The sequence below is a fragment of the Chryseobacterium sp. SN22 genome (genome assembly GCF_008329705.1).
GTDB lineage: Bacteria > Bacteroidota > Bacteroidia > Flavobacteriales > Weeksellaceae > Chryseobacterium.
This window is the reverse complement of the sequence record NZ_VTSX01000031.1, coordinates 1-24,134: the sequence shown is the minus strand read 5'-3', so window position 1 is coordinate 24,134 and position 24,134 is coordinate 1. Positions and strand designations below refer to the sequence as shown.

The 24,134-nt window shown below is 42.8% G+C and carries 20 protein-coding genes; 8 read left to right on the top strand and 12 right to left on the bottom strand.

What is annotated here, in order from left to right:
• The first annotated feature begins 72 nt into the window (after positions 1-72).
• The 3 genes from FY557_RS17995 (at position 73) to FY557_RS20195 (ending at position 945) form a co-directional block, all read left to right on the top strand.
• A complete protein-coding gene (locus FY557_RS17995; protein ID WP_149248631.1) occupies positions 73-288 on the top strand; it encodes a hypothetical protein in 216 nt (71 codons plus the stop codon).
• 36 nt (positions 289-324) lie between these two features.
• Complete coding sequence (locus FY557_RS17990) at positions 325-507, top strand: hypothetical protein (RefSeq protein WP_149248630.1); 183 nt, start codon at positions 325-327, stop codon at positions 505-507.
• Positions 508-783: 276 nt separating this feature from the next.
• Complete coding sequence (locus FY557_RS20195; RefSeq protein ID WP_185151766.1) at positions 784-945, top strand: hypothetical protein; 162 nt, start codon at positions 784-786, stop codon at positions 943-945.
• Between the two features lie 80 nt (positions 946-1,025).
• On the opposite strand, the gene ychF is transcribed toward FY557_RS20195, so the two are convergent.
• From ychF to typA, 5 genes are all read right to left on the bottom strand, one after another.
• Entirely contained in the window at positions 1,026-2,117 is a 1,092-nt protein-coding gene (gene ychF / locus FY557_RS17980; RefSeq protein ID WP_149248629.1) for a redox-regulated ATPase YchF, read from the bottom strand.
• A gap of 166 nt (positions 2,118-2,283) precedes the next feature.
• Complete coding sequence (locus FY557_RS17975; RefSeq protein WP_149248628.1) at positions 2,284-2,835, bottom strand: ferritin; 552 nt, start codon at positions 2,833-2,835, stop codon at positions 2,284-2,286.
• A gap of 1,127 nt (positions 2,836-3,962) precedes the next feature.
• Positions 3,963-5,543, bottom strand: a complete 1,581-nt coding sequence (locus FY557_RS17970; RefSeq protein ID WP_149248627.1) for a glycoside hydrolase family 10 protein — start codon at positions 5,541-5,543, stop codon at positions 3,963-3,965.
• A 169-nt stretch (positions 5,544-5,712) separates the two neighbouring features.
• On the bottom strand, positions 5,713-6,822 hold the full coding sequence (locus FY557_RS17965) for a M23 family metallopeptidase (RefSeq protein ID WP_149248626.1): 1,110 nt from the start codon (positions 6,820-6,822) through the stop codon (positions 5,713-5,715).
• Positions 6,823-7,454: 632 nt separating this feature from the next.
• On the bottom strand, positions 7,455-9,263 hold the full coding sequence (typA, locus tag FY557_RS17960) for a translational GTPase TypA (RefSeq protein WP_149248625.1): 1,809 nt from the start codon (positions 9,261-9,263) through the stop codon (positions 7,455-7,457).
• A gap of 330 nt (positions 9,264-9,593) precedes the next feature.
• Between typA and FY557_RS17955 the strand changes: the two genes are divergently transcribed.
• The gene (locus tag FY557_RS17955) at positions 9,594-9,818 is read left to right on the top strand and encodes a hypothetical protein (protein WP_149248624.1); all 225 of its coding nucleotides are present in this window, start codon (positions 9,594-9,596) and stop codon (positions 9,816-9,818) included.
• A gap of 56 nt (positions 9,819-9,874) precedes the next feature.
• On the opposite strand, the gene FY557_RS17950 is transcribed toward FY557_RS17955, so the two are convergent.
• From FY557_RS17950 to FY557_RS17940, 3 genes are all read right to left on the bottom strand, one after another.
• Positions 9,875-10,423: a type 1 glutamine amidotransferase domain-containing protein gene (locus tag FY557_RS17950; RefSeq protein WP_149248623.1), complete on the bottom strand. Its 549-nt coding sequence runs from the start codon at positions 10,421-10,423 to the stop codon at positions 9,875-9,877.
• Between the two features lie 354 nt (positions 10,424-10,777).
• Positions 10,778-11,035 (bottom strand): DUF1294 domain-containing protein, encoded by a 258-nt coding sequence (locus tag FY557_RS17945; RefSeq protein WP_149248622.1) that lies wholly within the window; start codon positions 11,033-11,035, stop codon positions 10,778-10,780.
• 226 nt (positions 11,036-11,261) lie between these two features.
• Complete coding sequence (locus FY557_RS17940; protein ID WP_149248621.1) at positions 11,262-11,540, bottom strand: hypothetical protein; 279 nt, start codon at positions 11,538-11,540, stop codon at positions 11,262-11,264.
• A gap of 931 nt (positions 11,541-12,471) precedes the next feature.
• Between FY557_RS17940 and FY557_RS17935 the strand changes: the two genes are divergently transcribed.
• The 3 genes from FY557_RS17935 (at position 12,472) to FY557_RS17925 (ending at position 15,640) form a co-directional block, all read left to right on the top strand.
• Positions 12,472-13,932, top strand: a complete 1,461-nt coding sequence (locus tag FY557_RS17935; protein WP_149248620.1) for a hypothetical protein — start codon at positions 12,472-12,474, stop codon at positions 13,930-13,932.
• A gap of 54 nt (positions 13,933-13,986) precedes the next feature.
• Positions 13,987-14,526, top strand: coding sequence for a hypothetical protein (locus FY557_RS17930; RefSeq protein ID WP_149248619.1), 540 nt, complete (start codon positions 13,987-13,989; stop codon positions 14,524-14,526).
• A 760-nt stretch (positions 14,527-15,286) separates the two neighbouring features.
• On the top strand, positions 15,287-15,640 hold the full coding sequence (locus FY557_RS17925; protein WP_149248618.1) for a hypothetical protein: 354 nt from the start codon (positions 15,287-15,289) through the stop codon (positions 15,638-15,640).
• 2,378 nt (positions 15,641-18,018) lie between these two features.
• On the opposite strand, the gene FY557_RS17920 is transcribed toward FY557_RS17925, so the two are convergent.
• Both FY557_RS17920 and FY557_RS17915 read right to left on the bottom strand, forming a co-directional pair.
• Complete coding sequence (locus FY557_RS17920; RefSeq protein WP_149248617.1) at positions 18,019-19,113, bottom strand: hypothetical protein; 1,095 nt, start codon at positions 19,111-19,113, stop codon at positions 18,019-18,021.
• A gap of 12 nt (positions 19,114-19,125) precedes the next feature.
• Complete coding sequence (locus FY557_RS17915; protein ID WP_149248616.1) at positions 19,126-19,929, bottom strand: RNA polymerase sigma factor; 804 nt, start codon at positions 19,927-19,929, stop codon at positions 19,126-19,128.
• Between the two features lie 171 nt (positions 19,930-20,100).
• Here FY557_RS17915 and FY557_RS17910 point away from each other — a divergent pair, with 171 nt between their 5' ends.
• A complete protein-coding gene (locus FY557_RS17910; RefSeq protein WP_149248615.1) occupies positions 20,101-20,511 on the top strand; it encodes a helix-turn-helix domain-containing protein in 411 nt (136 codons plus the stop codon).
• Positions 20,512-20,791: 280 nt separating this feature from the next.
• Here FY557_RS17910 and FY557_RS17905 read toward each other — a convergent pair whose 3' ends face one another.
• Together FY557_RS17905 and FY557_RS17900 are read right to left on the bottom strand one after the other, a co-directional pair.
• Positions 20,792-21,934 (bottom strand): hypothetical protein, encoded by a 1,143-nt coding sequence (locus tag FY557_RS17905; RefSeq protein WP_149248614.1) that lies wholly within the window; start codon positions 21,932-21,934, stop codon positions 20,792-20,794.
• On the bottom strand, positions 21,931-24,066 hold the full coding sequence (locus FY557_RS17900) for an N-6 DNA methylase (RefSeq protein WP_149248613.1): 2,136 nt from the start codon (positions 24,064-24,066) through the stop codon (positions 21,931-21,933). The genes FY557_RS17905 and FY557_RS17900 overlap by 4 nt, the downstream gene beginning before the upstream one ends.
• Positions 24,067-24,134: the final 68 nt, after the last annotated feature.

Genomic DNA, 24,134 nt, shown 5'->3' with positions numbered 1-24,134 from the left:
TTTCATACCAAAGTGATATAGTAACCGAATATTTTATAAATTAGTGACAATCAATTTAAAACAATATTCAATATGAAAAACCGAATCCTGATCAACGGAAAAAAATTAAACAAAAACCAGTTGCGTTCTATCTCCGGAGGCGCCATCATAGATTGTTTTGCAGGCAGCTGTCTGGATGAATCCTGTCCGCCTGCCAATGAATACGGATGTACGATTATCTCCTACGCCTGCGGACAGAAGGAATGCAGGCCTGATGACTGCAAGACCTGTTATCCTGTTAACGAATAATCCTGATTTAATTTATTAACCCTACAATCCATTAGTATGAAAAATCAAAATTTAATCAACGGTAAGAAATTAAACAAAAAACAGCTGCGTTCCATTGCCGGCGGTCTGATCGACTGTATGCAGCCTGTGCTGTGTACCGATCCTCCATGCGAGCCAACGGGGTCGATGTGTACGAGAATCTCCCCTGTCTGCGCACAAAAGGAATGCCGGCCGTCATAATCTTTGAATTTCTGAAGTTTTCCAATCTCATTTTTACAACTTAAAAATCTATCAGTATGAAAAATCAAAATTTAATCAACGGAAAAAAACTGAATAAAAAACAGCTGCGCTCTATTACAGGCGGGCTTTTAGATTGTTTGGGAGGAAGCTGCCCAACGGTAGATGGGTGTCCACCCTTAAATGATTATGGCTGCGTTACGATTTCTAATGCCTGTGCGCAAAGACAGTGCAGACCACAATAGTTATTAATTTACACCAAAATCAAAATCCATTATTATGAAAAATCAAAACCTACCTAAAGGAAAAAAGCTGGATAAAAGACAGCTCAGATCAATTACCGGAGGATTGCAACAGTGCATCGATCCGTATACAGGACAATGCAAGGCCTACGGCAGACAGTGTGCAGAATTTGAATGCCGCTATGTAATAGAGCCTTAAACCAAAACTTCATTTCAGGCAAAAACGCTCCGGAAATCAATTCCGAAGCGTTTTTTTATATAACTAACTTTAATAATTTTTTATACGTTGAATCTGAAGTGCATGATATCACCGTCTTTCACAATATATTCTTTTCCTTCTACCGAAAGCTTTCCGGCTTCCTTGATCTTTACTTCGGAACCGTAGGTTACATAATCGTCATATTTAATAACTTCTGCACGGATAAAACCTTTCTCGAAATCGGTATGGATAACGCCGGCAGCCTGAGGGGCGGTCCACCCCTGCCCGATGGTCCAGGCTCTCACTTCCTTCACGCCTGCCGTGAAATACGTCTGAAGTTTCAGAAGGTCATACGCTTTTCTGATCAGTCGGTTAACGCCCGGTTCGGTAAGCCCAAGTTCATCAAGGAAAATCTCTCTTTCTTCAAAAGTTTCCAGTTCGTTGATGTCCGCTTCAATCTGCGCAGCCAGAACCACCACTTCAGCCCCTTCGCCCTTGGCCATTTCTTCAATCTTACCGATCCATTCGTTTCCGTTTTTAATGGAGTTTTCATCTACATTGCAAACATACAGCACCGGCTTGTTCGTCAATAACTGTACATCGCTGATAATGGATTTCGTTGCATCATCAGTGGCAAATTCCCTTGCGTTCTTACCGTCTTCCAGGAATTTTTCAAGACTCTGAAGGGTCTCATACACCAGGATGTCATCTTTTTTCCCGGACTTAATGAATTTCTTCGCTTTTTCAACCGCTTTTCCTACCGTCTCCAGGTCTTTCAGCTGAAGTTCGATGTCGATAATTTCCTTGTCTCTCAAAGGATCTACCGATCCTTCTACGTGAACGATGTTCCCGTTATCGAAACATCTTAAAACGTGGATGATCGCTTCACACTCGCGGATGTTGGCCAGAAACTGGTTGCCCAGCCCTTCTCCTTTGCTGGCCCCTTTCACAAGACCTGCAATGTCTACGATTTCCACTACCGCCGGCAAAACTCTTTCAGGCTTTACTATTTTTTCCAGCTCAAACAACCGGTGATCCGGTACGGAAACCGTTCCGAGATTCGGTTCGATGGTACAGAAAGGATAGTTGGCCGACTGGGCTTTGGCGTTGCTCAGGCAGTTAAAAAGAGTTGATTTACCTACATTCGGTAAGCCTACGATTCCACATTTCATAACGTAAGATTCAAAGTTTAATGTTTACCGTCCAGGATTTGATGTTGTAAAAACCCTGAACTTTCAGCGGGCAAAGATAGTGAATTTAACGGGAGTTTCATAATAAAAAAATCTGCCGGAACTCGGCAGATCTTAATAAATTTTCTTTCAGTGGGTGTTTTGTATGTTAGGGATTTGCGCCTGTGGCATCCTGTGCCTGCTCAGCGTCATCCGGTAGTGTTTCAAGGGTTTTGTCAAGGGTGAACAGTGATTCGTCGGAAGCCCGGTCTCCTCCGGCAATCTTCAGCTTATCAATCAGGTTCATGGCAAATGTTTCCTCTTCAATTTGTTCTTTCACGAACCACTGAAGGAAATTCCATGAGGCCCAGTCTTTTTCTTCAAAGGCCATGTCCACAAGCTTGTAAATAGCTGTGGTATTGTTTACTTCATGCTGGAAAACCAGGTCGAAGCAATGCGTCAGGCTGGTCGGTTCCTCTCCCGGTGCAGCAAGCTCGGTGATTTTCGGCTTTCCGCCTCTGTTCAGCACATACTGCATGAATTTTACCGCATGGTCCCTTTCTTCCTGCGCATGACGGAATAAAAAATTGGAGATTCCGGCATATCCTTTATCAGCAGCCCAGATCCCGTATGAAAAATACGTTCTCGACTGGAGATCTTCTGTATTCATCTGGTCACTCAGTGCCTGTTCAAGTTTAGCCGAAAGTCTGTTGGTATTCATAATTCATATTTTTTAAGTGATTATAGATGTACCGATGCAAAAATAGTTCCGGGAAGTGCTGCCTGTTTATGAAACTTCATTTAAGCGGTCCGTAAATTATTGAAAGACTACATTTTATACCTCAATTTATAGTTATTCTAAACTTCTGCCGGCAATTTCAGGCATATGGATCGACCTTTTGCCTGTTCATCATTTAATTTTAAGGAGCTTTTTCCCGCTTTCCGCTGCAATCTTTTTTTTCAAAAAAGGATTTCCACTGCAATCGGGGCTGGGACGGCTGTCCTTTGTTTCTGCTTGAGCCCAACAATTAAGCATTTTTTAGGGGAATGGTGAATCCGGTTCGGCCTGGAATGATGAATTTCCTGATGTGACTGCATTTGCCTCAACAACTACCCGATATGATTTTTGCAAAATCTTACCCGTAATGATGCTGATGTAAACAGCCGGTAACTAATCCGGTGGCTGAGCGGAGCCGAGGCCAAAAACCACCCCGTCAAAAATTCCTGAAGAATTTTCGCCACCCCTCCAAGGGAGGGGAATTGTGGTTAAGGGTATGTAATTATTGTTTCCTATTTTGTTGGATTACACAAGAACACCAGAGAATGGGATGATCATGCCGCTGAATGACGCAAAGAATTTGACGCTGTCAAATTTTCACACGGCTTATACCAGATTTAGATTTACTATTCACTTGCGCAGCAAAAGTCACCATTTAACACAAACAGAGCAAAAATTCCCGCAGACTAACTACAGGAATAAAAATCCACTCAAAACGATGCTGATGTAAACAGCCGGCAACTAATCCGGTGGCTGAGGGGAGCCGAAGCCAAAAAACCACCCCGTCAAAAATTCCTGAAGAATTTTCGCCACCCCTCCAAGGGAGGGGAATTGCGGTTAAGGGTATGTAACTATTGTTTCCTATTTTGTTGGACTGCGCAAAGACACCAGAGAATGGGATGATCATGCCGCTGAAAGACGCAAAGATTTGACACTGTCAAATTTTCACACGGCTTATACCCGGTTTAGATTCACCATTCACTTGCGCAGCAAAATTCACCATTCACTGCAAATGGGCACAAAAAAATTCCCGCAGACTAACTACGGGAATAAGGTTGTTTTACAATCCGTTATTTCAGCATTTTTGCCGTATAATCGCTTTCGTTGCCCAGCCGGTCAACGGCTTTGACGGCGACGGCATTCAGTATTTTCCCGTCTTTCATCTTTGGAATTTCTTTTGAAAGCTGATCCAGGGTCAGGATCTCGGTTTCCCAGGCGCCGTTGTACCGGGTGAACAGCACCCACTGGAAAACGTCTTTTATATTCTTTGTACTCCAGCTTACCTGTACGGAACTTCCGTTGTTGTTAATAAAAAGGCTCGGCGTCTGCAGAGGTACGGTTTTGATCCACGGTGATTTCGGAACCAGGGCTTTTTCCTGGTACGGTCCGTTTTTCAATACCGGAAGCATACTGGCATTTTTGGTAAGCCCGGCAATGCTCCAGTGAACTTCCCCGGCATCACTCCCCAAAACCTGCCTTGAAACTTCAATCTGGTTTTTAATCTCTGTCGGACGGTCAGAAGACCGGATTTCTACGGTATTCAGTCCCGGCCAGAGGTGGCGGTTCATGGTATTCTCGGATTTCCACCAGCGCAGCAGCGCTTCAAAAGGCTGACCTTTGGATTCGATCGGCCAGTACAGCTGGGGTGAAAAATAATCGACCCAGCCTTTATTCAGCCATAATTTGGCATCGGCATACAGCTCGTCGTACTGCGAAGAACCGGTAATCCCTGCCGGATACCCCGGCTTCCAGATCCCGAACGGGCTGATCCCGAATTTCACATAGTTTTTCTCGGCATGGATCTCTTTATAAATCCGCTCTACAAATTTATTCACGTTGTCCCTTCTCCAGTCTGCCCTGCTTAAGGTTCCGCCGCTGCTTACATAGGCACTCCAGGTTTTGTTATCAGGAAAATCGGCGCCTTTATTATAGGTAGCATACGGATAAAAATAATCATCAAAATGAATGGCGTCGATGTCATATCTTTTGACAATATCTTTAACCACATTGGAAACGTGTCCCTGCGTTTTCGGATCGGCGGGATCAAACCAGTACATCCCGTTTTTCAGCCGGATAACAATATCAGAAAGCTTATTCACCATCGACAGGCTGTTCGGGGAACCTCCGTTGGAATGGTGGGCCCGGTACGGATTCAGCCACACGTGTAGCTCAAGTCCCCTTTTGTGTGCCTCTTCGGTCCAGAACTGCAGCGGATCGTAATTCGGATAAGGTGCTGCGCCGGTCTGCCCGGTCAGAAAGTAAGACCAGGGTTCCAGGTTGCTGGTGTACAAAGCATCAGCAGACGGGCGGGCCTGGAAGATGACCGCATTGAAATTATTGTCTCTCAGCATATCCAGCATGGCAATCGCTTCCGCCTTCTGCCGGTCTACCGGTAAGTTGTTTCTTGAAGGCCAGTTGATGTTGGCCACACTGGCAATCCACGCACCGCGGAATTCCCTTCTGATTTCGGGAAGCACGGTTCTGAACGTTTCATCCGCCGGCGGAACGGCGGCAACCGGTTTCGGGGGAAGGTCCGGTTTTGGTTTTGAAGCGGGCGTTTTTACGGGTGTCGCCGCTTTTTGTGATGCACAGGAAGTCAGCGTAACGGCTGAACATAAGATGAGGGTATATTTAATATTTCGGAGGTTCATTTCACAAAAATAAGGTTAATCTTTTATTTTAGATCATACGGATTAATGAAGTTTTACACATTAAAGGGTATTGCCGCCTGAACCTGTTGCCATTCTCATGTATCACGCTGTGAAGAACCTGATTCCTTTCCCTTGTCTGGATGATGCGGACACCGCTAAAGCAAATCTCTTATTTCCGGAGCCTTTCTTTCGGGACGAAGCCTTCCTGCCCGTCTGCCGTTTTCACATGGTACCAGGAACCGAATGCAGTCAGGATTTTAACAGGAACCTTATTGCTGATCAGAGTAAGGCTCTCATATTTCGTTCCCGGGCCTGAACGGAGGCGGGTTTCTGCCCTGATCCACTTTTCTTCCGGCAGTTGCCCTATGGATCCTGAAGCCTGCACCGGACGCTTCCTGATGTACGGATACGGATCAACCGCCCCGCCGGCCGTATAGATGCCGAAATGCAGATGGGTAGGACCGCCGGCGGCATTGCCGGTGTTGCCTGTCCTGCCCAGGGTATCACCTGTTTTCACCTGTCTGCCGCCTTCCGTCAGGATGCTGTCGAGGTGCGCGTAATAGTAGGAATTTCCCAGGATGCCGTCGCGGAGCCAGACCTGCTTCCCGCCGAGCCCCTGGTTTCCGGTACGGGTAATGAATCCATCCGCCACCGCAACCACGGGAGTTCCGCGGGAAGCGAAGATGTCTACCCCTTCATGGCTTCTTCCGCCGCCGTCACGGCTGGCTCCCCAGAAGCTCTGGACATCGCGGTTGCCTTTTCCTGCTACGGGAAATGAAATGGACGACTGGGTGTATATTTTCAGTTCAAACGTATTCCGGCAGCCGATTTCAGGCTGGATGACGACTTTATGCAGACCGCCGGTTTCCGTAAACCGGGTGAATCTTCCGTTTTCCAGGATTTCGCTTTTGGCTTTCCCGGCATCTGCACCGGGCTCCAGAACATCAACAAATATTTTTGTCTGCGGTATAATCCCTGACGCTTCAACCACCAGCAGATCACCTTTTTTCAGTTCGAGCGAATACCCGGCTGCATCCTGTTTAGGCTGGTTGGCAAAGAAGGTAATGGCATTGCTCTCTCCTATCATAAGGCGGTTGGTCACAGCTGAAGAAAAGCTGTTTTTCCACTGCACCATCAGGCTATCGGCCCCGGAATAGCTGCGTTCATAGCGTGCCCGTTCGGAAGCCTCGAAGATTTTATCGGGGAATTTCAGCTCTTTACAGGCGGTTGCTGCAAGGATGGTGATGGATAGAAAGAATATTCGCTGGATGGTGTTCATGGTAACGGAAATACAAAAACTTGGCCGTGGGATTGGCCCGGCCGCTATTGATATGATGACGGAAGGGTTTTTAACACATAAGTCACATAAGATTTATTTTTGGCGGCTGAGGTCTAGAAGCCCGCTTATTTCAGAGCACAGGAGATTAAAAATCAGAGACTTCCAGCGGCTTAGAATCAATTATATCTGGCGATAAGTTTGGGACTCTGTATCTTTTAATCTCAAATTACCGGATATCCGTCCCAAAAGAAACAAAAGATATTGATGCTGGATAAAGAAGCTGAATGAATCATACTGAAGAAGGCGCACAAAAGTTTTTGAAAATCAGAGATTTTATGTCTTGTCATTCAGATAATGTCTGTCCGGTAGCTGAGCGGAGTTGACGTCCATGTACATTAGAAAGGATAAAAAATCAGAGCGTTTTTATTTATATGAGATGAAATTTCGCCCTTTCAGGGGCTGCATGACTGCCTGGTCCTGTGACCCCCGGACCGTACCCGGCGGCTGAGCGGGGCCGAAGCCGGGAAACCCGTGTGATCTGCGGGAAACAAAAAAGCCTTCCGCAGAAACGGAAGGCTGTATGGTATTCTGTAGCACTGACGAAACGGCCAGTGCCCAGATGAATGTTGAAATTAAGCTTTCGCTCCTCTTTCCACTCTTTTTCTTTCTTCTTCGGAAAGGATTTTCTTTCTCATACGGATGAAGTTCGGGGTTACCTCGATGGCTTCATCACCCTGGATGTATTCCATGCATTCTTCCAGAGAGAATAAGATTTTCGGTGCTACGCCGGTATCTTTGTCTTTTCCGGAGGCTCTCATGTTGTTCAGCTGCTTGGCTTCTACGATGTTTACCACAAGGTCACCCGGTTTGTTCTGCTCCCCGATGATCATCCCTGCATAGATCTCCTCACCCGGATCCACGAAGAATTTTCCTCGGTCCTGAAGTTTGGCAATCGAATATTCCGTAGCCGGTCCCTGCGTCTTGCTGATCAGTACCCCGTTGTTTCTTCCCGGAATTGCTCCTTTGAAAGGCTTGTATTCCGTGAAACGGTGCGCCATGATGGCTTCACCTGCAGTAGCTGTAAGCATCTGGGAACGCAATCCGATCAGACCTCTTGAAGGGATCTCGAATTCCATATGCTGCATTTCCCCTTTGGTCTCCATAATGTGAAGGTCCCCTTTTCTCTGGGTAGCCAAATCGATTACTCTTGAAGCATATTCTTCAGGAACGTCTACTACCAAAGATTCATAAGGCTCCAGTTTTTGCCCGTTTTCATCTTCTCTCAGGATTACCTGCGGCTGACCGATGGTCATTTCGTACCCTTCTCTTCTCATTGTTTCGATAAGAACGGATAAGTGAAGAATCCCTCTACCGAATACCAGGAAAGTGTTGGCATCATCAGTCTGCTGAACCCTTAATGCCAGGTTTTTCTCCAACTCTTTGGTCAACCTTTCTTTCAGGTGATTGGAAGTCACATATTTACCGTCTTTCCCGAAGAACGGCGAGTTGTTGATGGAGAACGTCATGTTCAGCGTAGGCTCGTCGATGGCCGTTCTTTCCAACGGCTCAGGGTTTTCAAGGTCTACGAAAGAGTCCCCGATCTGGAAGGCGTCGAAACCTACTACGGCACAGATATCCCCTGCCTGTACTTCGGTTACTTTTTTCTTTCCTAATCCTTCGAAAACGTAAAGTTCCTTTACTTTTCCTTTTACGATTTTACCGTCTGCCTGCGCAAGACCGATCCACTGTGATTCTTTCAGTTCGCCTCTCGTTACTTTCCCGATCGCAATTCTTCCTAAGAAAGAAGAGAAATCCAGGGAAGTAATCTGCATCTGAAGGTTCCCTTCGGTTACCTGCGGAGCCGGAACGTACTGTAAGATCCCGTCCAGTAACGGCAAGATGTCTTCAGTCTGCTCCAGGGAAGTGTTGAACCATCCCTGTTTTGAAGATCCGTAGAACGTAGGGAAATCCAATTGCTCTTCGGTCGCTTCAAGGTTGAAGAACAGATCGAATACCTGATCGTGAACTTCGTCCGGACGGCAGTTCGGCTTGTCTACTTTGTTGATGACCACTAAGGGTCTCAATCCTAATTCCAACGCTTTCTGAAGTACGAAACGGGTCTGCGGCATCGGCCCTTCGAAGGCATCCACCAACAGGATTACCCCGTCTGCCATTTTCAATACCCTTTCCACTTCCCCACCGAAGTCGGCGTGACCGGGGGTATCGATTACGTTGATTTTTGTGTCTTTATACGTAACAGAAATATTTTTTGATAAAATGGTAATCCCTCTCTCTCTTTCAAGATCATTGTTATCCATTATCAGTTCTCCACTTTCCTGATTTTCTCTGAAAATGTTCGTAGCATGAATGATTTTATCAACCAGAGTCGTCTTCCCGTGGTCAACGTGTGCGATGATCGCAATATTTCTAATGTTTTGCATGAATGATTTTTACGGGTGCAAAAATAGTGATTTTAAATCAAATACCGTGTATGAAGACCAATAATTTAACAAATTCATAATGAGATCTTTAGTCCGGGAAGCGGAAAAGCCGTATGTAAACCTTCCGGGTTTTGAAAACCCTGAAGGTTAGGAAAAGTTGTAATTTTAACAACGTATATTGCCGGATTTTGTCAACTATAAAAGTGCTAAAAGCTTTTGACACATAAGAGACATTAGATTTTTAGGTTGATGGACTGCAGATATTTCAGAACACATAAGATTAAAAATCAAAGATTTTTTTAATGTCGTCTTGAGTGGAAGCACCGTCCGGTGGCTGAGCGGAGCCGAAGCCCCATTTTTCAATACAGACTGCTGAAAGGTCCGGCGCAGTCAAAAGACGCAAATTTCACCCGATGCCTGCCGGGGAACGGAACGGCGGCTGCCTTAGCCCTGATAGAAGCGGCTACCCCACAGCGGGGCCGGATTGCGGCGGTGCGAGGAGTAATAGCGGATAGCAGGATAAAGCTCCTGAAAAACCAATCCATTCCGGGATAAGGCAAAAAAAGCCCGGATCAAATGATCCGGGCCCCTTTATCGGTTGTGTATACGAATTACACCGTCTGTTCCTCATGTTTTCCTTCATTGATCTCCTCTACCATCTTTTTGTTGAAGGCCGGTAAATCTTCAGGAGTCCTGCTGGTTACCAGTCCGTGGTTGGTGACCACTTCGCTGTCTTCCCACTGTACGCCTGCATTCTTCAGGTCCTGGCTGATGGATTTTACGGAAGTCATGTTTCTGCCTTCCACAACCCCTGCATTGATCAGGATCTGCGGGCCGTGGCAGATGGCTGCTACCGGTTTGTGCTGCTCAAAGAAATCCTTTACGAAAGACAGGGCCTTTTCATTGGTTCTCAGCTGATCCGGATTGATCACGCCGCCCGGCAGTACCAGGGCATCATAATCGGAAGCAGACGCTTCATCCAACGTTTTATCCACCGGATATTCCTGTCCCCAGTCTTTTTCCGCCCATGCTTTGATCGAGCCTGATTCTGGGCTTACGATGTGGGCTGTCCATCCCTGCTGCTCCAGATGTTCTTTCGGTGATTTCAGTTCGCTTTCTTCAAATCCGTGGGTTGCCAAAATGGCGATTTTTTTAGACATATTATTAAATTTTTTGGTGTTTACAGTTCAGGTAGAAGAAAAAATGGTGCCGTGGGAAAAATACAAATGCTAAATCTTTGTTAAAAATGTGGGAGGTAATTTCAATACAGTTGCTTTAGGTATCAGGCTGAGACCAGGGTGCAGCGCCGGGCCCGCAGAGGGTAAAATTTAATGATGACCGCGGCTGTCTTCGGTTGCGAAGGCTGAACTGCGTCTGTAATCTTTCAGTTTAGGTTCAGCAAGTGATAGCTGCGGTTGATTAGGCGTTGAGGAATGAGCAAAAATCTGCGCCACCTGCCCATCTGCGTAATGATAAAATCAATAAATACAGGGCCCGGCAATGGCTACCGGGTTTTAAAAGTGATAAAGCAATGCGTAGATGATCAGGCCCTGCAGGAGGACAACCAGCCCGATTTTAATGAGAAAGGAGGTTTTGGAGGTTTTATGCCGATAGGAGATCATTCCGAGTAAGGCGCCGGCGGTTCCGCCCATGAACGTGAGAAAAAGGAGCACCGATTCCGGGATCCTGCGCTGATGCTTTTCGGCCCTGCGTTTGTCGAGGCCGAAAGTAAGGAAGGTAACCAGGGTGGAAATGATGAAAAAATACTTCATGAGGGGGCAAAGGTAGGAATATTCCGGGAAGTCAGTGGTGAATGGTAAATTTCTGCAGTAGTCCCCATAATGGTGGCTTTACTTATTTTTCAAAACGAAGACCACAGAGATTTTTTTTATACCCGGGGGCATTTAAGTTTCACAAAGCTGGCTCGACAGGCTCAGCATACACTTTTCACTTATAAAAGCTCACCGAGTTTCCGAAATTTGATTGTTTTTTGAGATTTTAAAAGCTGACTGAAAATGAAATACATCTGTTTATCACATCAAACTCAACAATCATCAGTTCAGAATTATCTTTTAATTGAAAAATAATTTCTTTCAACGTTTCGGAAAACTTCTCAATATCATTTGAATTTAAAATTAAGGACGACTCAGGATAAACAACGATGTCTAAAAATTCTGCTGAATTATAAATCTTAATATCACGTATCCCGCCAATATTTTTAAAATAATTGACAGCTGTAGTCTGAATGATGATGTATTGTTCTTCGGATAGCTTCATATTTTTAGTTTTAATAACAGCCTCATATTCATTTTAAAGAATCATTTTCTGCTTTGCCTCTGCATCCGGCTATCATTCACCTGTAGAAATAAAATAATCCGGGTTAAATATATTTCAATCGTTTTGTGAGATTAGACCTGCATAAGTATAAAATCCCTCCGGTATTACCGGAAGGATTGACCTGAAAAATAAATTCTCAGGTGGTCAAAATATAATTCTGTGTAAAATTCAAAATACAATTTTGTAAGCAGGAAAGGCTCATCATACATCATCCTGCCCGGACATTCCTAAATTTCCAGATATATAATTAATTCATGTACTGTATCAGCTAAGTATTTTATGAAGGCTGCTGGCAGATGGCAAAAAGAAACTCGCCGTCCACACGAAATACACTGTAAAGCTAATACAATAGAATATTTTTTTCTTGTAAAAAGAAGAAAAAAAATTGTAAATCATGTTTTCACAACACAAACAGCTCTCTTTAAATCACTTGCAAAAATTTTTAATTATTAATGTAATAAATAAATGATATAACCCGGTATTGATGATCATCCTACCCACTTCAAATAGTCAGTCCTTTTCTTTATAATGAAATTCCGTACGGCTATTCATTTTCGCGAAAATGACAGGTCAAACATATACTGCATCATGTTAAAGTATTCAGCTAAAGAAAATTAATCCACAAAACTGCCGGGCGAATAAACTGGTGCAGATCAAAAGTATACAAAAAATATACAGACAAATCCCAACCACCAACATCAATATTCAATCTTTCATTTTCGCGAAAATGATAAATCATAACGTGCATTCGATCAAAGATATAATGTAGATTTGCGCGTCAATATTGGTCTGTCAGTATAAAAGTACAGGCTGTCGGATTCTTTTTTTCTTTACCATACTAATTCAAATAATTCACAATAAAAATCAACTTATGAACATTATTTCGCGAAATGCAGAATACGGAAACAGCAGGAACAAATCCTGTATTTTCTCCGGATTACTGCTGCTGTTAATTTTTCCGCACGTTTACTTTGCCCAGACCAGGGTCATTGTCAATCCCGGATTAGAATTTGGGATCGCGCCAGGCGGATATGGGCAATATGATGCCAATTTCGGTTTTGGAGCAACTTTTGATGCCGGAGCGGCCATAACATCACCGTGGTATACGTCACACCCTACTCAGGCCAATGCGTGTGAACCGGGATTTTCCGGAGCCTGCCATCCGATCGAAATTTGGGGAACGGGTTTCCAAAGCGTACCTGCTGCACAGGGCAGTAATTTCGTTGAGCTTAATGCTTTTGTAAGTTCTATGATTTACCAGAATATGTACCTGGCCAACGGGGATATTATTTCCTTTAATTTCAGGCACCGGGCCAGGAGTACTACTGCCGAACAGTCTGCCATGGTGATTGAGGACCAGAACCAGAACAACATCGCAACTGTACGGTCCACGACGGTCCCATCCAGTACGTCAGCCTGGTCTTCTAACCAGGGGACTTATACCTTCACAGGAACTTCCGGTGTATACCGGGTAGGATTCAGGGCTGTAGTAGATGGCGGCAGTCCCGGAGCGGGTAACCTTCTGGATGATATCAGGATTACCCTGAACCCCCTGATCGACCTGAAATTCTCCAATGCGCTATCTTCGTGTGAGGGATCTTCCAACGGCACCTTGTTTTTAAGGATTAACGGTGCGGTAACCAGTCCGACCACCGTAGCGGTGCAGCTGATCGACCCGGCAAACGGAACAGCACTGGCGACGGATGCGGATATTGCCTTAAGCCCGGTGGCGAATTCCAACGGTACCCCGGTAATTACCCATACTGCGGGAAGCAGCATTTACCTGATTTCCGTCCCGCAGGGTAACTATGACGGAGGGGTAACTCCGGGATATTCCAGTCCCAACAATGACGAAGACGGTATTGCAGTAAATATTGCTTCTGTAAACGATGCGCTGTATGAGCCTGATGAGACTTTTAAATTTGAAATCAAGCAGCAGGGCACAAACGGTTCCACCAATAATTTTGTTTCCACTTCATCCCCGATTTTCGGTGATACTTACTATCCGACCACCAATGATTATTTCATCCGTCGATGTGTATGCTATGATGATGCCAATACTTCTGCTGCAGGAACCGACAGCAAAATCGGGATTACCCTTCTGAAAAGAGCAGGAACAGATGACGGTAACTGGCCGATGATCAGAAAGTCGGCGCATGTTGTCCTGGAATCGAATACCAAAGGACTTGTTATTACCAGGCTCAGTACGCCTCAGATAAACGCTATCGTTTCACCCCAGGAAGGAATGATGGTTTATGATATCACGGCAAAATGCCTGAAATTATATGACGGCACGGCATGGAGCTGTTTCAGTACCCCAGCCTGTCCTTAATCGCTTTATAAGATAATTTACCATCAACTACTACACGTATCAAATAAAAGATCCATGAAAAAAATAATTACAATACTCTTTATAACAGGGCTTTCTCTGGCCCATGCCCAGATGATCTTGGGAGATGCCACGGGAACAGCTGCCGTAAAAACCTCGGTACTGCTGGATTTTCCCGCAAATCAGAATAAAGGTATTATTCTGCCTTATGTAAGAACGCTCCCTTCCACCCCTTCTGAAGGAACACTGGTATTGGATGCTTCTTCTCCCACAGGCGCAAGGGTAAGATATTACAACGGTACCTGGATTGATCTTAGCGGACAGAGTGCTGATATCACCACGGCTTTGGCATCACAGCCTACCGGTGCACAGGTTTCGGAAGCAACTTCCGCAAAGACCGTTATAGGAGCCAGTTCAAGTTCTGCGGACGGTGTCCTTGTTTTGGAGTCCACTACAAAATCCATGATACTGCCGACCGTATCGGATGTACAGAACATCCCAAGCCCTTCTCCCGGCATGATGGTTTATATAAACAAAAGCGGCGCAAAACGTCTGGCTGTTTACAACGGAAGTAAATGGTCTTACTGGAAGCCTTAAGATATAATACTGTAACGGTGTTAATGCAAATCTCCCTAAAGAGGCTTACAATAAAAGCCTCTTTTTAATCTTTTCGCGGTAAAAGACCGATACTGAACATGGCAACAGACTGAGGATCATCGATCGTATCCTGTAAGCCACTGCATCAACAGCGGACAACACAGCATTTACAACAACGGTAAAAATTAATAGACCAGATTCTAAAAACATTGATGACATCCTATTTAAGCTTCTCCATTGAGAGGCTTAAATTTTGGGCTATAACAGGTATGTCGCCGGCAGAATCTTTCCGCAACAGTATATTGTGATACAGAACATCCTATTACCGAATATCTGTATTTACTTTGAAGTACATCATGACAGTCTTTTTGCAGCGGTTATGTATGGTTTTTAAAAAAAGCAGCGGCGCGGGAGGTTTTAGATGCTTGGTGTGGAAGGCGGAAGGCTGCGGAAGGCAGAAGACTGAAATACCTTAACCGAAATTCCACTCCTTTGGAGGGGTGGCGAAAATTCATTGAATTTTTGACGGGGTGGTTTTGGAGGGAACCGTCGAACTGCAGCAATATTTCCGTATTCCTTACGGCTTTGCTAATTTCCAATCTTTAGAACCAACAGGAAACAACACTGCCTTTTAGAAAAATCTGCGTCCCCTGCCTGATCTGCGAGACCTTAATTTTGGAAACCCATTTAGATGATTTCAAACCGGTTGCAAATTGACGCCGGAATTTTTTATTTTTGTTTTATCTAAAACCGAATACCAATGACCGTACACGATCTGGTGGGCAGCTATACTGTCCAGGGCAGCAACCAGGAAGCCACCGACGCTGTTACTTATCACGGCTTCCTTACCCTTTCGCTGGATGGGAACCACCGCCTCCTTGCGCAATGGCTCATCGGCGACCACGAACAGCAGGGCACCGGCTTTTACAGAGACGGCATCCTGGTGATCAACTTCCGCTACGAAGGGGAAGACAGGACCTACAAAGGCGTCGCCGTTTACCGCTGCCTCAGTCCCGATGTGCTGGACGGGTTCTGGTCGGAGAAGCACGGGGATCCGAGGTTTCTGGGGACTGAGTTTTGTGTAAGGATTAAAAGTATGGGGATTTTAAATTGATTTAACCCTAATATTCTTTTGTCCTGAAATCGAAGATTCGACGCAGTCAAACAAAAGAATCAAAAATTCAGGACCCCAAAACTTTTGAACGCTGCAAATTGAGCCAACGCTGAAAAGTTTAAAATTGACTCCCGTTGGTCGCCGGACCGCTTTGTTCATTTTGGCTTGATCCAAAACGAAGCAAAAGATCAGGACCCCAAAACTTTTTACGCTACAAATTGAGCCAACGCTGAAAAGTTTAAACTTGCGCGGATTGATCATTGGCCTGCTCAGTGACTTTGAGTCCCGCGCTTCGGACATAAAACTTTTTTAAGTGGCCTTCGCTTTTCAATTTGCTTAACGCTAAAAGTTTATTGGTCAATTGGGGCCAAACCAATAGATTCCGTTGATTGATGAATACCGCCGTCACTTCGTTCATTTGATTCCTTACCGTCGCCGGACCACTTCGTTCATTTTGGCTTGATCCAAAACGAACCAAAAGATCAGGACCCAAAACTTTTTAACGCTACAAATTGAGCCGGCGTTGAAAAGTTTAAACTCGCGCGGATTGATCATTGGCCTGCTCAGTGACTTTTAGTCCCGCGCTTCAGACACTAAACTTTTTTTAAGTGGCATTCGCTTTTCAATTTGCTTAACGCTAAAAGTTTAATGGTCAGTTGGGGCCAAACCAATAGATTCCGTTGATTGATGAATGGCAGTTACTTCGTTCGTTGGACTCCTTACAGTCGCTGGACCGCTTTGTTTATTTTGGCTTGATCCAAAACGAACCAAAAGATCAGGACCCCAAAACTTTTTAACGCTACAAATTGAGCCAACGCTGAAAAGTTTAAACTTGCGCGGATTTGCTATAAGCCTGTTGATCACTGTTATCGCCGCGCTTCGAACACTAAGCTTTTTTTAAGTGGCCTTCGCTTTTCAATTTGCTTAACGCTAAAAGTTTAATGGTCGTTCGGACCCAAATAACCACTCCTGCCGAGCGATTGATGAACGGCCGTCACTTCAATTGATTTTTCGAAGAAGAATCGTATCGAGAAGCTGGTGTAATGAGTAGAAACGTTCATTTGATTCCTTACAGTCGCTGAACCGCTTTGTTCATTTTGGCTTGATCCAAAACGAACCAAAAGATCAAGACCCCAAAACTTTTTACGCTACAAATTGAGCCTGTGCTGAAAAGTTTAAACTCGCGCGGATTGATCATTGGCCTGCTCAGTGACTTTTAGTCCCGCGCTTCGAACACTAAACTTTTCGTAGTGGCCACTCCTCTCAATTTGCTTAACGCTAAAAGTTTAATGGTCAATTGGGGCCAAACCAATAGATTCCGTTGATTGATGAATACCGCCGTCACTTCGGGTAGGTTTTGAAAAAACCGTATCGAGAAGTTGGTGTATTAATAGAAACGTTTATTTGAATCCTTATAGTCACCGGACCACTTCGTTCATTTTGGCTTGATCCAAAACGAACCAAAAGATCAGGACCCAAAACTTTTTACGCTATAAATTGAGCCTGTGCTGAAAAGTTTAAACTCGCGCGGATTGATCATTGGCCTGCTCAGTGACTTTTAGTCCCGCGCCTCGGACATAAAACTTTTGGCTCATCATTGTTTATTTTTTATTGGTTTCGCCGAACCATAAATGGTTTTTAAGTGGCCTTCGCTTTTCAATTTGCTTAACGCTGAAAGTTTAATGGTCAGTTGGGGGCAAACCAATAGATTCCGTTGATTGATGAATACAGCCGCCACTTCGGGTGGGTTTTGAAAAACCGTATTGAGAAGTGGGTGTATTAATAAAGTTCATTTAAATCCTTACCGTCGCCGGACCACTTTGTTCATTTTGGCTTGATCCAAAACGAACCAAAAATTCAGGACCCCAAAACTTTTTAACGCTGCAAATTGAGCCGGCGCTGAAAAGTTTAAAAATTGACTCCCGTCGGTCGTCGAACCGCTTCGTTAGGTTTGCGCGGATTGATCATTGGTCTCCTTAGTGACTTTGAGTCCCGCGCTTCAGACACTAAACTTTTGGCTCATGATTTCTTATTTTTTTATTGGTTTCGCCGAACCATAGATGGTTTCCTGGTGGCCACTCCTCTCAATTTGCTTAACGCTAAAAGTTTAATGGTCAAATCGAAGGCCTAAATAATTCAATTTCGTCGATTGATGAACAACGCCGCCACTTCGGGTAGGTTTGAAAAACCGTATTGAGAAGTGGGTGTGTTAATAGAAAGTTCATTTAAATCCTTACCGTCGCCGGACCACTCCGTTAGTTATCAATATTTTAAATTAAAAAGAGCCCACGCCGCTGTATATACTCTAAAGTATTTAGTGAGTGTTTCCTATGACAACCTCACCCTGCGGGTGTACAGGCACCCTCGTTGTTTTTTTTCTATCCGATGATCAGTTCGATGCCTGCTTTTTCGGCTTTGTATCTTATTTTGGCCTGCAGTTCATAATAGCTCCAGTTGCGGAGCACGAATTCCTGCTCCCTGGCAATCCCGATTTTGTCTTCCTGGTTTTTAAGAATCAGGGTGCCTGCCTGCTGGCGGATGCAGAAATCGATCAGCTGCCGGCTGTACAGGTGAAGCCGGTGGCTGACATACCGGCTTTCCAGGTTATCGGTTTTGTACAATGCTTTCTGTTTCCGTTTTGCTCCTTTCCCGGAACGGGCATAGGCAATACCGTTTTGAACCCTTTTCTGACGGGCCTGGATGGCCAGCCTTCTATATAAAAACTCTTCTTTTGACCCAATGTTGATCCGTACGTTGTTAGCCTTTGCGACGATGGGGTGTTCCAGGGACAGCGAAGCTTCGGCAATGATTTCAGGTTTTAAAAGATGGTCTTCCTTTTCAAATTCAAATACGGCGAGCCAGAAGATTTTCCCGGCTTTCAGCTGGACCTGCGAGGTGCAGAGCTTTATGTCTCCCCTTAACAGGCGTTCCATGAGCAGGCGCTTATCCGAGAAGTCTTTTCCCAAATAGGTTTTCACCGGAACCGCAAACATATTGAAGCAGAAGGCTTTCTTTTCAGGGTCATACCTCATTCTGCTGATGCATTTCACCGGGAGCGGGATGGGAATGTCTTTTTTAAAGTTCCTCAGCGATTTGGTGCCCTGCCAATAGTCGGCTTTGTTTTTGGAAAAGGCGGATTGAATCGTATTGTTCAGGCTTCCCAGGATATCGGTCGGGATCTCCCCTTTGAACCGGTCGAAGACCATGCGTGCCGTGGTATTTGTTTTCGAACGGTTAAACATTCCCATCCCGTCTTTCCCTGCATCCGCCAGCTTGTATCGGATGTCTTCGGTGAGGTAAAAGAAATCCTTGATCATTTCCTGGACATACAGGTGGGAAACGATGAAGTTCGCTGCCCGGAAACACCGGTTCTGATACCGATGGAGTTTTTCCCACATCTTTTTCTGTTCATGTGCAGGAACATCGATCAGCAGCTGGATTTTCCGGGTCAGGGTCATAGTGGATTTTTCCATATCAAAAAGGTTTTAATATCTGTTGTCCTTCTGTACATATTGATAAGCATATAAAAATTCCCGGTGGACTTCCTTTTCAGGCAGCCTGAGTTCCCGGGCAATCACCGTGAAAGAAGACTTCTGCTCAAACCTTCTTTTCATAATCTCGAGCTGCCGGCTGCTGAGTGTATCCGGCTGCTTTTCATGATTGCACGCTTTTTCATTTGGCTGTTCAAAAGAACTTTTATTCAAAATTTTCCGGAGATCAGCGATGGCCCTGCTCACCTCATTGCTGATGTCTTTCACGCTGCTTCCCATAGCCTCGGCAATGGGTTTGTACCGGAAGCCATACGTAAGGCAAAGTTCGATCAGGTGCTTTCTTTTCGGATCCAGCACGTTTAACACCTTATTCACTTCATCAAAATTTCTTTGATCTGATTCCTGGCGGAGAAGGTGTTCCTGGTCCTGCACGGGATCGTAACGGATAAGATAATCCTGATAATTCTCAAAACGTTCAAGGGAACCCATTAAACGGCTGAATTGGGTTTTCGGGGCATTGAAATACGTGATGCAGTCCCTTTTCAGGACAAAACGCAAAAAACCAAGGATATGATTCGGCGTTTCAATGGAATCCCGGTGCAGCCAGAGTTTCAGGAAGGCATCCTGTACCAGCGTTTCCACGACAAAATCATCGTCAAGCATCTGTTTCCCGAGCCAGAACAAAAGTCTTTTGTAGCGGGAATGAATATGTTCCAAAGAGGCCGGATTGCCTTTTTTCAGCAGTTCGTATAACTGATGATTGCTCAACTTCCGGGGCAGAGTGTTTGTTGCTTTCATGATCCTCCCATTTTATGCAGTACAAAGCAGGGAAATTGTAAAAAGATATTCTATTCCAAAGAGGGATATTATAGTCACTCCATTAGGATTTTTACCGGATAATTGTTAATTTTACCCTTCATCGTATTACGGAACCGCCGTATCTTTAAGGTACATTAAAAATAAAAACACATGGAACAGAAAATACACCAGGGACGCAACATCAAACGATTCAGGGAAATGCTGGGCATCAAGCAGGAAGCCCTCGCCTTCGACCTCGGCGAAGACTGGAACCAGAAGAAAATCTCCCTCCTCGAACAGAAAGACGTGGTAGAAGAAGCCCTGCTGCAAAAGATTTCCGAAGTGCTGAAAATTCCTGTGGAGGCGTTTCAGAATTTTAACGAAGAACAAGCAGTCAACATTATTGCTAACACGGTTAATAATAGTGATAATTCCGTGATGCATTCTTTATATAGTAATAATGCTACAATAAATCCTCTGGAAAAAATTATTGAATTGCACGATGAAAAAATTGCTTTATATGAACGAATGTTGAAAGAGAAAGATGAAATGATGACTAGGTTAGAAAAGCTTATTAGATAATACAGAAGCCTGAGAAATTTCTCAGGCTTTGTTATATTTAAAAACACTCTCCCGTAAAAAATACTCTTTTGCCATTTATTGTATCTTCTCCGATTTACCATCCATAATTTTCAATTTGAGACAAAACCTAAAAAGATGATTATTCTTATACTTTAATATGAGATATTTTGATATCTATTCCTGTTCAGTTACTGAGTTTCGCTGTGGTAAGACTTTTGAGATGCAGTCTATAAAGAAAATCCGCATGGTTTTTCCGAAGATGTTCAAGTAGTTTCCATTTTTATAATGTTCCGCTTGCAATTCTATTATATAAAATGTTAATTGCGTTACCAATAGTACATATAGCATCAAAAACTCGATTTCTATCAATTAAGAATTCTTTTAATGTAATATCGTTTCCTACAGTATCCTGTTGAACAATTTCTGACATCGAATTGCCAGATAAGTGAATTAAATTATTTCTTACTGCTTGGATTGGCCTATCTAAATCTTCTGGAATATCTATGGGAGTTATAATTCCTAATAAATTTCTCCCAATGTTTATTGCTGCCCCAAGGCCACTAACTTGTGCGGTTCCTGTCGTAGTAATTTGATCAGATGACCAGTAATCAAATAAATCACCTATATTTTTAATTTCAAGAATAAAATTTCCATCAGGCTGTTTTACTCGTTTAATTCTAACTCTTTTGTAAGTAGGATCTCCAGGAGCAGATAAATAATCATTATGAACTTTAGGCATTGAATTGGGAAATGTTACTTTATAGCCTGAAGAATCTTTATGAACATCCATATTTACTCTTTCATAAATATCTTGTGAAGGAGTTCCATATTGATAACTATACCCTTTTGTTTCCAATGCATCTCGAAGAGTACCTTCTAAACCTATTGTCATTAATGCCATTGCAACTGCAGGCTTGCCCGACTTAAAGGCTGTAACACCTTGTTGTATATATTGTAGGATATACTCAGGTACAATTTCTCCAGGAGTATTATTACCAGCTCTTATCTCCAGATCAACTGAGCCAGGGTTACCGTCCACTTCCAGATTCCATACCCAATGCCATTTTTTTACTGCTTTATATTGTAACTGACTTCCATCTTGAAGAACGATTTTGCTACAAGCTAAGAAATCGGTATTTGTTACTCCAATTGCACCGTTTATTTGTAAATCTTCATACAAGCTTTCTATAATTTTTATCAACAATTTTTGCCCATAACTATCCGCTATTCTCTTAATTCTCGTTTCGATTATGTCAACCTGTTGATTTGTATCACCTGGTCCAATGACAAAAGCTGATTGTTCACCTAATGTAGCTGTTTGTGCTGCTTGTAACAATTTTATTAGATCATTGCTATAAAGTGTCCGAAATTTGAAAAAGCAATTGGTAATTAAATCGTTTGTGATTTTAGGAAAAGAATTCATAGCTTATCTCCTTCTTTACTGAGGTTAGACAATCTTTTATTTATTTCTCCTTTGAGGATAGCCGCCTTTGCTTGAATGGCAGCCAATTCATCTAGCTGTAAAACAAACTCTTGGTGAATTTTTTGTTGTGTTTCCATGCTTGGAACTGGTATGACTATGTGATCAAAACTTGATAGATTTAAAGCAGGTATGACAGTACCCGAAGTTTGGTCATGGAATTGTGCTTGAACAAACTGACTATTTAATGCTATGGCTAAATAACCAGGTAAAATAAACTCAAGATGGGGCTTGATAATAGCTATATGTCGGTTTACCAGCATTTCTTCAAAATCTTTAGAAACCAATGCAGCTTTTCCACGATATGGACCAATTATATTGACCAATATATCATTTGCAACAACTCGGTGTATTTTACCATGAGGTAATTTTTCTTTAGAAGTAAAAGATAACTCTTCTTTGCTTAAATGCAGTTCTCTGATAACAGCAGGACTAATACAAGGAATATCACCATCGCTGTCATTTATAATTGTATTACCACGAGATATGCTCTTTATAAGTTCTTTTAAGGGGAGTATGGAAAAATCTGATCTTATAGTACCTAAAGGTTTTGCATACTGATCAAGCCAATATTTGGTTACGTGAAAATTTTCTGCATTTAATTTTTCTACTGTGAACCCATTTTTTGAAGCAACAATCTTTTTTTCTGTTCTATATAAAGCAAGATTTTGTAAAATATCTATCATGGAAGAATCATATTCTTTGTACAACGGATTGCTTACAGGTACTTTATTCAGAGCAGCCATAAAAACTTTTTCTTGTTTTTTTGAATCGCTTTTTCTTAATAGTAGCAAGCTGGTTTTTACTGAAGAATAAGGCTTAAAAGCATCGTCTGGTAAACTAATAATAGCCTCAATTTGAGACTGAAAATAGCTCCTAGCTTTTTTATATTGTGCTGATAAAAGAAAACCATCTGGTACAATAGCTATAACCTGTCCATCCTGTTTAGCGGCATTTAATGCAGCTTCTAGAAATAGTGTATTACCGTCTTTAACACCTTGTCGCCCAAGATAACTATCGATATGCTTTTCAAATTTTAGATTAAAAGGAGAAGCCAATAAAACAGCATCCATACTATCTTGAGATAATACTTCTAAATTACCTTTTAATAAGCCAGGCTCAAACTTCACCTTAGATTCTTTTTTTCTCCCTAAAATTTCCTGAATTTTTATCCAATATAATTCGTTGTGAGAACTATAATAAGCCGTAATGTTTTGGAATTCTCTTAAATAAGCTGAAGATATGAATATACCATTTCTGGAAAATAAATCCAGTAGATTAGATTGTTTATCTTTGTCAATCAAGGCCACCATCAAATCAGCCATCCATCTTGGTACGTTCCATTCTTTTCGTGAGGCATCAAAAAAAGAATCAATAAATTCAAATACTGTGATTCGATTTTCTAACAAATCGATATCTTTCAAACGTTCTAAAGCTTTTTTCAATATAGTATCCGGAGAATAACTGCTAGGTGATTTTTCGTGAATATGATGCGTCCCACTAAGATTCTGAAAATTAATAGTATTATGTTTTTTGCCATTGAGATTCTGTATTAGCTTAGCATACAGTACTATTGATACATCATATAAATGGTCTCCAGTTAAAGGAAAATTTCGGATGTATTCAGTAATGTGTATTAAAAGTTCTTTAGTGAATTCAAATTCAGATAGTGTATGTGTATGAAATTGATTATACCGTACAGCTATTGTTTTTTCTGGTCGCCCATCTTGCCCTGTTTTAAACCACAAATTTTGTTTTCCATCAGAAAGTAAGTAGTATTTTGCATTTAGTTCAATAGCTACTTTTTGTAAGTTTCGAGTAATAGGATGATATCCTATTTCATCTATAGCAATTGATTTTATAGCAGCGGTTTTCTTTATTTCAACAGCAATTAGGATCTTATCCTTAGATTTAACGACTGCGTCAATTTTTGAATTAAGTAAATTATATTCTGGAAAAATTGATGAGTTAGGATAGCCTAAGCTTTCCAGATATTTTTTGAGGCTATTATACGCCTGTGTCTCAAACTCTATATCAAATCTGTTTTTCATATTAGTTTTATCAAAGTATTTCATTTAAAAGTTATTTTAATCAAGGTACTTGATTTAATAATAATATTCTAAATGCTCTGGGTTTAAAATTT

Excerpts from the sequence above, each read along its gene's own strand:
- FY557_RS17900 (WP_149248613.1), bottom strand. The coding sequence starts at position 24,066 with ATGAAATACTTTGATAAAACTAATATGAAAAACAGATTTGATATAGAG.
- FY557_RS20195 (WP_185151766.1), top strand. The coding sequence starts at position 784 with ATGAAAAATCAAAACCTACCTAAAGGAAAAAAGCTGGATAAAAGACAG.
- FY557_RS17940 (WP_149248621.1), bottom strand. The coding sequence starts at position 11,540 with ATGAAGCTATCCGAAGAACAATACATCATCATTCAGACTACAGCTGTC.
- FY557_RS17930 (WP_149248619.1), top strand. The coding sequence starts at position 13,987 with ATGAAAAAAATAATTACAATACTCTTTATAACAGGGCTTTCTCTGGCC.
- FY557_RS17950 (WP_149248623.1), bottom strand. The coding sequence starts at position 10,423 with ATGTCTAAAAAAATCGCCATTTTGGCAACCCACGGATTTGAAGAAAGC.
- FY557_RS17945 (WP_149248622.1), bottom strand. The coding sequence starts at position 11,035 with ATGAAGTATTTTTTCATCATTTCCACCCTGGTTACCTTCCTTACTTTC.
- FY557_RS17925 (WP_149248618.1), top strand. The coding sequence starts at position 15,287 with ATGACCGTACACGATCTGGTGGGCAGCTATACTGTCCAGGGCAGCAAC.
- typA (WP_149248625.1), bottom strand. The coding sequence starts at position 9,263 with ATGCAAAACATTAGAAATATTGCGATCATCGCACACGTTGACCACGGG.
- FY557_RS17905 (WP_149248614.1), bottom strand. The coding sequence starts at position 21,934 with ATGAATTCTTTTCCTAAAATCACAAACGATTTAATTACCAATTGCTTT.
- FY557_RS17920 (WP_149248617.1), bottom strand. The coding sequence starts at position 19,113 with ATGGAAAAATCCACTATGACCCTGACCCGGAAAATCCAGCTGCTGATC.
- FY557_RS17970 (WP_149248627.1), bottom strand. The coding sequence starts at position 5,543 with ATGAACCTCCGAAATATTAAATATACCCTCATCTTATGTTCAGCCGTT.
- ychF (WP_149248629.1), bottom strand. The coding sequence starts at position 2,117 with ATGAAATGTGGAATCGTAGGCTTACCGAATGTAGGTAAATCAACTCTT.
- FY557_RS17990 (WP_149248630.1), top strand. The coding sequence starts at position 325 with ATGAAAAATCAAAATTTAATCAACGGTAAGAAATTAAACAAAAAACAG.
- FY557_RS17975 (WP_149248628.1), bottom strand. The coding sequence starts at position 2,835 with ATGAATACCAACAGACTTTCGGCTAAACTTGAACAGGCACTGAGTGAC.
- FY557_RS17935 (WP_149248620.1), top strand. The coding sequence starts at position 12,472 with ATGAACATTATTTCGCGAAATGCAGAATACGGAAACAGCAGGAACAAA.
- FY557_RS17965 (WP_149248626.1), bottom strand. The coding sequence starts at position 6,822 with ATGAACACCATCCAGCGAATATTCTTTCTATCCATCACCATCCTTGCA.
- FY557_RS17915 (WP_149248616.1), bottom strand. The coding sequence starts at position 19,929 with ATGAAAGCAACAAACACTCTGCCCCGGAAGTTGAGCAATCATCAGTTA.
- FY557_RS17910 (WP_149248615.1), top strand. The coding sequence starts at position 20,101 with ATGGAACAGAAAATACACCAGGGACGCAACATCAAACGATTCAGGGAA.
- FY557_RS17995 (WP_149248631.1), top strand. The coding sequence starts at position 73 with ATGAAAAACCGAATCCTGATCAACGGAAAAAAATTAAACAAAAACCAG.